A 6,733-nucleotide genomic window follows, 5' to 3' on the forward strand; every position below is an offset into this window, starting at 1 on the left:
GCGATGCCGTGCGAGCGCTTGGCTGGTATCGGCAGTTCCGTGAAATCGTCTTGATGTTCGCCATTACCAACATAGAACCACTGTGTGAGCCGCTGTAAACGCGACTCAGCATCTATTCAACACAGCAGAATCTTCGGAAATGAACCTCACAACTTTCGAAGAGCCTCAAGAACAACCCAACGAGATTCGAAGGGCCCGCTGACCATTCAGGGATTGTGAAAAGTCAATCCAGAATTTAACTGTCCAGTATCTTGATGTGGCTGCCAGCGGATCGGTATATTGGATCCCTCCAACAGATGTTCCATCAATACACAGACAGTACGTCCCGCCGTCGATTCCTCGCCGGCGGTGGGGCAGCACTGATAGCTAGCACGGCAGGCTGTACGTCGATCATAGACGGGTTGGCCGACCTCGCATTAGGCGATGTAAATCTCTTCAACGAGACCGGGACTGTTCTCACAGGTACTCTGACGATTACTGATCCGTCGGATGAGACGGTTCTCTCAGAATCGTTTGAGCTACCTCCAGAGTCCACTGATGATGATTCATCTGATGAGGAGGAAGAAGACGGGATGGTTGCCTTCGAGGACGTGTGGACAGGATCCGGCGCATATGAGGTTACTGTCGAATTGGATAGTGATTCAGAAATCCAAGGAGAATCCACTGCCTCGGCAGCGATTAGAGTCGATAACACTGACGAAGAGATGCTCGCAATCGGATTTGCTGCTGAAGGATTCGACGACACAATCGGATTTCGTGTCGCAGAGTCACTGAGTGGGTTCGCAGAAAACTGACACACGAGTTAGTGGTGTCATTTTGACACGGTTCGAGGATGTCAACGACTGTTCCCTAGATCGCTTAGTTTGACGAGCTCAGTCGTTGAGGGAGGGGTACCCGTGAGGTTAGCCTTGGCCTCCGCAGCGCAGACGGTGTATCCGTTATGCGGCGTTACCGTTCTGGGATTCAATGACTACCCTCCGGTGCTCGCCGCGCAATCCCACCGAATGCTTATGACATCTGAAACGGAACCACCAGATGGAAGGAGGGTCACACGCTCCTCTTTCCCCTCTAATGACCGGTACCTCGGCGCCACTTGGACACTGTCCGAGTTGCGACCGCGAGATCTCGGCAGCGTGGAAGCTCATCGAATACGAGCAAGCGGACGGAGAGAAAGGTGTTTTCGCGGAGTGTCCTTCCTGTGATGAAGTCGTGAAACCAGAGTAGGGCGAAAAAAAAGATCTATTCGACCGGGAGAGCGGAACGTTTCACACGAAAGAATAGGTTATCGATGAGGGTTCGTCTTCGAGGATATCGATAAGTTTCTCTGCTGTGGTACTAATCCGCCCGAGTCGGCCGTGAACGACCTCGGGATCGTCCGACTCCCAGGCTGCGAGGTAGAACGCCGACCTGCTCGTGTCGAGCCCGCAGTAGCGCCCGACGACGTACGCGACGGCTTCGGCCTCGACTTCGCGTTTCGCCCGCTCGGTGCCGTCGTCGACGTCGAAGTGGAGCAGGGCGTGTGCGTACTCGTGAATCAGCGTCCGCGCAAGGTCGGCCTCGTTCTCCCGATCACGCACCTCGACACGTGGTTGTATATCGACGAGACTCAGCTGCTCGCAGATGCCCTTCGCCTCGCCGTGGGTCCACTCCTCGGCTGGAACGATTCGCACCGTCACAGCGAGTTCATCAGCGGCGGCAGTCAACTGTTCGACGAGGTCGTCGGAGTCCCCGGTCGCTTCCGTGTCCAGGTCGGGAAGCGGCTCACCTTCCGTCTGGGAGACGTTGAACACCGGCGCAGGCTTGAACCCGATGAGGCCCTCCGACCACTTCTCGGGTGGCGTCTCGTCGTACTCACAGTCGCTGTCCGCGTGGTAGCTCGGCGAGTTCTCGCACTCCGGGCACTGCGTGGTGATGATCGGTGCCCAGATCCAGATGGCCGACTCGCCCTCCGTGACGTGGCGGTCGAACTCCTCCTGCCACGTCCGGTAGCCCGCCACCCGGCTCGCCTCGGGACACTGCCGCTTGATGAGGAGCGTGTTCCGGTAGGAGTAGTCGTGAAAGCGACTCTGGACGTCAAGCCACTCTTGGAACTCTTCGCTGGCCTGCGCGTCGTCGACGCCGGCGACGAGGTCGTCGATCCACGCTTCGATGGTACTGTGCATTTCGTCGTGTCTTGTATCGGTCTCCTCAAACGAGACCGACGAGTCACTGGTCGTAGCCATAATTTTCAGCAAACCGAGTTCACGGCGACTGCGTCAGTTCAGATTGCGCCGCACCCCTTGGGGGCGCACAAAAACTCGCGCCGGCGGTCACCGAAGGGCTGCTTTCTCGTCAGCGAAGCCGACCGCGACGAGGTAGTCGAGGAACTCATCGAACTGTTTCACGTCGCTGAGCGTGTCCCTCGCCAGATGTCGTATCCACTCGATAGCCCACGCAGGGTCGGTCTCTTCCTTCCCATGGATGTACCACCACCGAGCCGCTTTCAGTACGACTAGCGGATTCGTTGGTGGCTGTTCGCTCGCGAGCCCACGGATGATCGACCGGATTTCCTCGGGCATATCGGTGGGCTCGATCTTCCCGGATTGGGTGTTCGCGATATCGACTGGAATCGCATCGGTCGAGACGTCGCTCGGACTCTGTTGTTGACTCACCAAGGTCATCTGCTTGTGAAGGCTCCTGATCGAGCCCTCCCTCTCTCTGGAGGCGCGAAAAAACGCTCGTAGTTAGATCAACTCTGTAGAAGTCCTCAGATAGTGATAGATTCTCCCCCGGTTGTGGTCAGTACAGGGGAGTCACGAATCGGTCAGTACAGAGAACGCATTTACTATTGAAGTCAGTGATTAAAGTATGAACGAGGGGCGCCATTTCAACCTGGAGAACGTGTGGGTATTCGTCTTCACGAACGTTGTTGTCTGGGTCGTAGTCGCTATTGTAATTCAAACGGTTCTCTTCGACGGTGTGTTGACTGGTGCAGTCATCGAGGGAACGATAGGAGGTTTCGTTTTTGGAACTACGATATTCTATCTCAGGAAGAACGATTGGTTCTGACAAGCTCTGTTGAAATCCTATTCTTCAGACATATTATTGCCTGAAACGGCTGGTCGCTGAAGGGTGCGTATTGATAGCCGGACCGTATAAGAGACTCTCATTGCTCGAAAACACTTTCAATGTCGGCAGAAGACCTGGCATAATGGCCAACATTCGTCGTCCTCTCGTATCCGGTTTCGCCATCGCCGTCGGCACATTACTCGGACTTGTCATTCTTGGCGACAGCTCAGTTGAAGTCGGATTAGTGGGTGCAGTTAGCGCGTTCATCGTTATGTTCGCGCTGAGGACCTATTTTTGATAAGTTCATATCCTATATTGACCACACCCGGGTTAGAATGTGTCACTTCCTAAGGATTTCAACAGAGCCGTTCACTCATATATTCGTTCTAGTACTTGTTCTGCGATTTCCCGCTCAAAGATCTCGTCGGGGAGTTTGTCAAACCAATCTGTATCCTCAATCGGCTCACCGGGTTCCCCCAACTCGTTCCCGGTCTCCGTTGATTCTGGCTGTGCCGAGAACAGTACAAATATAAAAGATTGAGAATCTCCGTTGTGTTGAACGATGTTCTCCACAACGGCGTGCGGTCGATCTGGTGTAACCGAGACACCTGTTTCTTCTTGAACTTCCCTGATAACGGCTTCACGGAGCGATTCTTCGGGTTGAACGCTTCCACCGGGGACGAGCCACGAGCCGTCACCGCTGTGATAGGCGAGGAGAACGCGCTCGGCATCATCCAGTACAACTGCTGACACGACCCACCCAGTACTGAACGCTTCAGTCTCTCTGAGTTCCGCGAACGCCTCCGCGCCAACCTCCTCTACCTGGCGTTTTTCGAGGAGGTCATCATACCGTTCACGAGGGTCAGAAATATCCATGTTAACAGTAATTTGACACCATGGTTAAGATTTTCTACACTCCTTGGACGGAACATTGCTTGGCCTGTACCAAGTGATCTCCCCTTCGGAGATCGGTCACAATCTCATGCCGCCTTCGCGCTTTGTATTCAGTACATCTCCAAGAACATATCTCCCGTTGAGGATTTCAACAGAGTCTCTCATTCATAATGTAGATCGATCACTCTGAGCGGTCAATACAGGGGGCTCAAGAATCGTTCAGTACAGAGAATCTAATTTGTCTTTGAAACGGTAGATGATTATAACCGCACCTGTTGAGAGTGCGACTGTACTAATCATTGACCAAGCAAACATTTCATCAGGATTATTCCCCAATAAAACGCCTACTGTAACCGCAACGAGTAGAATCGCTACCGTCCCAATACCGCCGACTACACGAACAAATAAATCTTCATTCATATCTTGTCTATCTATTAAGCGAATTCTATTCTCTTGTCTCTGTTGAAATCCTCATAAACTGACAAATTCTGCCCCGGTTATGATCAATACAGGTCTCGTATTTAACACTCAAGAACTGTAGAATAGAGATAGTTACTCTATTAGGATACTGTTGAGGATAACACTCGTATGAGCGACCTGAGAGAGATGCTATTCGCAATTGAGATCACATTAGTGGGTATCACTGCCGGTGTGCTCTCGATTCCGTACAACTCTTTTTTGTTAACTGTGATTGCTGGGGGAATGGTCCTTCTCGGATTGCTTGAAGCAGCCAGAATACGATAGGAGCGTCAGTGGACACCGATGGCGTTCAGTTCGCAAACGCGAACTTGCGGGTGATTCAGCCGCACAACCTCGGAAGAATCGACTGTAGATCGTTCAGTACAGTTATTCTGTTGCTCGATACGCCTGACCGCCACGAACGATTCCCAGTACTGCGAGGAGGGCATACAGAACGGGCATATTTACGAGACTGAGATTCAGATAACCGAGAACGGCGAACGCAAGTGCGAGAACTCCAACGACGATCATAGTGATCGAGTACGCTTTCTGTAGCTCCAAGAGCAGGAACACACCAGCGACGGCGACTAACGAGAAGAGGCCGCTGAGGGCATACGAATTGAGGAAGACGGAAACAAAAATCGCTCCGAAGAAAGCAACAACGATGATTCCCACTCTAAAGAGGTTCCTCCGCAACTCCTGATCAATCACGTTGAGAAGGTTATGTTCCGAGGAGAAACAGTTTGTTCTTTTCGCAGCTCTCATCGACCGGCTGTTTCAGGTGAGAATATGTCTGAGGAATAGGATTTCAACAGAGCCCTTGCCGTGAATGTACCACCACCGGGCCGCTTTCAACACGACCAGCGGATTCGTCTGCGGCTGCTCACCGGCGAGCCCACGGGTGATAGACTCGATTTCGTCGGGGACGTTGGCGGAATTGATCTCCGCTGATTGCGTGTTGTCGATGTCGACCGGGATCTCGTCGATCGAGACGTTGTCAGGACGCTGTTGTTGACTCCCTGGAAGTCACCTCTGAGAGCTTTTGAAGGAGCCCTCGCCCTCTCTGGGGGCACGAAAAACAGGTCGCGAAGTCACCCCGGCGGGAGGTAGACGCTCTGCTCGCCGGGAGATACCTTTGTGCTGAACGTGGGACTTCGCTTGTTAGTCAACTACTGGTTGGACTGGCAGCCGTTCGAGGCGGCGATGGCACGGGATACAGAGAGTCAGCAGGTTTTTCGGGACATCTGCATCGTCGACCGACTGGTCTGGGTCGTCGTAGAACCGGCGTCGAGGAATCCGATGGTGAACCGGAAGATCACGACCGAATTTCTCGCGGTGAGCTTCGCGGTCCATACCGCAGCGCAGACAGGACTCGTTGTCGCGGGTGATGATCTCCTCCCGAATCTGTGGCCGGTTCGAGCCAAATGGAACTATCTCAGTATCTGACTGACGGTAGCTTTCTAGATAGTCCGGGTCGGCCGCCTGTAGGGCTGTTCGCCACGTACCGAATACGCGCCGATACGGCTGGGTCGTGAATTTCCCGTGCTCAAGCATCTCACTCGTTGTCGGCGGGTGGCCCAACTCTTCTGCGAGTTCTCGCAATTCGGTCAACAAATCCTCCCGCGGAATCCGCCACCGCTCGTTCGGCTCGAAGCCAGCGGCTGTCAGGGCTTCGTTCCAGGAACCGAACCGCTTTTGATAGATCGATCCGCTCCATTTTCCCTGATCCCGCATCTCACTCTTACGGGGAACGTGTCCCAACTCTTCGTTGAGCCTCTTGAGTTCGGCTACCAGATCTTCCTTGCTCACACCCCACGCAGAGTGGACTCCCAGTCCAGCTTGCTCAAGAGCTCGATTCCACGTTCCGAATACTCGCTTGTATGGAGCCGCTGTGTATGGACCATTCTGGTCCATCTCATCAGATGTCGGTGCTTGACCCAGTTCCTCAGCGAACTCCTGAAGAGCAGTAATAAGCGTCTCTTCGGAGAGGTTGATTTCAACGCTCGGTTCAAAACCAGCCGCCTGTAGCGCCGAATTCCACCCCCCGAACCGCTTGCAGTATGTTTTCACCGAATACTCCCCGTGCTGCCTGTAGGTCCGCTCTGATGGAGCCTCTCCGACAATTTCGGCAACCGCCTTGAGGTCCGCAAGGAGGTCCTCCTTTGGGGTCGGTGGTCGCCCATCCGGTTCGTTTGTGCCCGTCTCCGTCGTGTTAACTTAAGCATGATTCCACCAGACGGCGTGGGCTTGTAACCACGTTTCCGCGGTCGGTGGATCGACGTGGCTGAAACAGTTTGAAAACGAAGAGGTTCGTCGTTCTACTTCTCTAAAA

Annotated in this window: 10 protein-coding genes and 4 pseudogenes; 5 read left to right on the plus strand and 9 right to left on the minus strand. The window is 53.7% G+C overall.

Going from position 1 to position 6,733, the window contains the following annotated elements; translation table 11 throughout:
• A pseudogene (locus DVK07_RS18815) lies at window positions 1–98 on the plus strand (IS5/IS1182 family transposase); the annotation flags it as partial.
• Between the two features lie 156 nt (window positions 99–254).
• Complete coding sequence (locus DVK07_RS18820) at window positions 255–794, plus strand: hypothetical protein (RefSeq protein ID WP_233565518.1); 540 nt, start codon at window positions 255–257, stop codon at window positions 792–794.
• Between the two features lie 471 nt (window positions 795–1,265).
• Here the strand turns inward: DVK07_RS18820 and DVK07_RS18825 are convergent, their stop codons facing one another.
• Window positions 1,266–2,222, minus strand: a complete 957-nt coding sequence (locus tag DVK07_RS18825; RefSeq protein WP_121598440.1) for an ArdC-like ssDNA-binding domain-containing protein — start codon at window positions 2,220–2,222, stop codon at window positions 1,266–1,268.
• A gap of 87 nt (window positions 2,223–2,309) precedes the next feature.
• The gene (locus DVK07_RS18830; protein ID WP_121598447.1) at window positions 2,310–2,651 is read right to left on the minus strand and encodes a hypothetical protein; all 342 of its coding nucleotides are present in this window, start codon (window positions 2,649–2,651) and stop codon (window positions 2,310–2,312) included.
• A 196-nt stretch (window positions 2,652–2,847) separates the two neighbouring features.
• Here DVK07_RS18830 and DVK07_RS18835 point away from each other — a divergent pair, with 196 nt between their 5' ends.
• On the plus strand, window positions 2,848–3,048 hold the full coding sequence (locus tag DVK07_RS18835; RefSeq protein ID WP_121598441.1) for a hypothetical protein: 201 nt from the start codon (window positions 2,848–2,850) through the stop codon (window positions 3,046–3,048).
• Between the two features lie 142 nt (window positions 3,049–3,190).
• Window positions 3,191–3,346, plus strand: coding sequence for a hypothetical protein (locus DVK07_RS22785; protein ID WP_158603183.1), 156 nt, complete (start codon window positions 3,191–3,193; stop codon window positions 3,344–3,346).
• Window positions 3,347–3,417: 71 nt separating this feature from the next.
• Here DVK07_RS22785 and DVK07_RS18840 read toward each other — a convergent pair whose 3' ends face one another.
• Together DVK07_RS18840 and DVK07_RS18845 are read right to left on the minus strand one after the other, a co-directional pair.
• On the minus strand, window positions 3,418–3,924 hold the full coding sequence (locus tag DVK07_RS18840) for an NUDIX hydrolase (protein ID WP_121598442.1): 507 nt from the start codon (window positions 3,922–3,924) through the stop codon (window positions 3,418–3,420).
• Window positions 3,925–4,161: 237 nt separating this feature from the next.
• Complete coding sequence (locus DVK07_RS18845) at window positions 4,162–4,362, minus strand: hypothetical protein (protein ID WP_121598443.1); 201 nt, start codon at window positions 4,360–4,362, stop codon at window positions 4,162–4,164.
• Window positions 4,363–4,530: 168 nt separating this feature from the next.
• On the opposite strand from DVK07_RS18845, the gene DVK07_RS22790 reads away from it, so the two are divergent.
• Window positions 4,531–4,686, plus strand: coding sequence for a hypothetical protein (locus tag DVK07_RS22790; RefSeq protein ID WP_158603184.1), 156 nt, complete (start codon window positions 4,531–4,533; stop codon window positions 4,684–4,686).
• A 102-nt stretch (window positions 4,687–4,788) separates the two neighbouring features.
• On the opposite strand, the gene DVK07_RS18850 is transcribed toward DVK07_RS22790, so the two are convergent.
• The 5 genes and pseudogenes from DVK07_RS18850 to DVK07_RS18865 form a co-directional block, all read right to left on the minus strand.
• Window positions 4,789–5,112: a hypothetical protein gene (locus DVK07_RS18850; RefSeq protein ID WP_199719612.1), complete on the minus strand. Its 324-nt coding sequence runs from the start codon at window positions 5,110–5,112 to the stop codon at window positions 4,789–4,791.
• A 69-nt stretch (window positions 5,113–5,181) separates the two neighbouring features.
• Window positions 5,182–5,388 (minus strand): annotated as a pseudogene (locus DVK07_RS24425) (hypothetical protein); the annotation flags it as partial.
• A gap of 174 nt (window positions 5,389–5,562) precedes the next feature.
• Entirely contained in the window at window positions 5,563–6,210 is a 648-nt protein-coding gene (locus DVK07_RS22410) for a homing endonuclease associated repeat-containing protein (RefSeq protein ID WP_255410500.1), read from the minus strand.
• Window positions 6,211–6,243: 33 nt separating this feature from the next.
• A pseudogene (locus tag DVK07_RS24255) lies at window positions 6,244–6,555 on the minus strand (homing endonuclease associated repeat-containing protein); the annotation flags it as partial.
• Between the two features lie 63 nt (window positions 6,556–6,618).
• Window positions 6,619–6,733 (minus strand): annotated as a pseudogene (locus DVK07_RS18865) (IS6 family transposase); the annotation flags it as partial.

Source organism: Halorubrum sp. Atlit-26R, assembly GCF_003666015.1.
GTDB lineage: Archaea > Halobacteriota > Halobacteria > Halobacteriales > Haloferacaceae > Halorubrum.

Coding starts and splice junctions, on each gene's coding strand:
- DVK07_RS18820 (WP_233565518.1), top strand. CDS start 255: ATGTGGCTGCCAGCGGATCGGTATATTGGATCCCTCCAACAGATGTTC.
- DVK07_RS18825 (WP_121598440.1), bottom strand. CDS start 2,222: ATGGCTACGACCAGTGACTCGTCGGTCTCGTTTGAGGAGACCGATACA.
- DVK07_RS18835 (WP_121598441.1), top strand. CDS start 2,848: ATGAACGAGGGGCGCCATTTCAACCTGGAGAACGTGTGGGTATTCGTC.
- DVK07_RS22785 (WP_158603183.1), top strand. CDS start 3,191: ATGGCCAACATTCGTCGTCCTCTCGTATCCGGTTTCGCCATCGCCGTC.
- DVK07_RS18840 (WP_121598442.1), bottom strand. CDS start 3,924: ATGGATATTTCTGACCCTCGTGAACGGTATGATGACCTCCTCGAAAAA.
- DVK07_RS18845 (WP_121598443.1), bottom strand. CDS start 4,362: ATGAATGAAGATTTATTTGTTCGTGTAGTCGGCGGTATTGGGACGGTA.
- DVK07_RS22790 (WP_158603184.1), top strand. CDS start 4,531: ATGAGCGACCTGAGAGAGATGCTATTCGCAATTGAGATCACATTAGTG.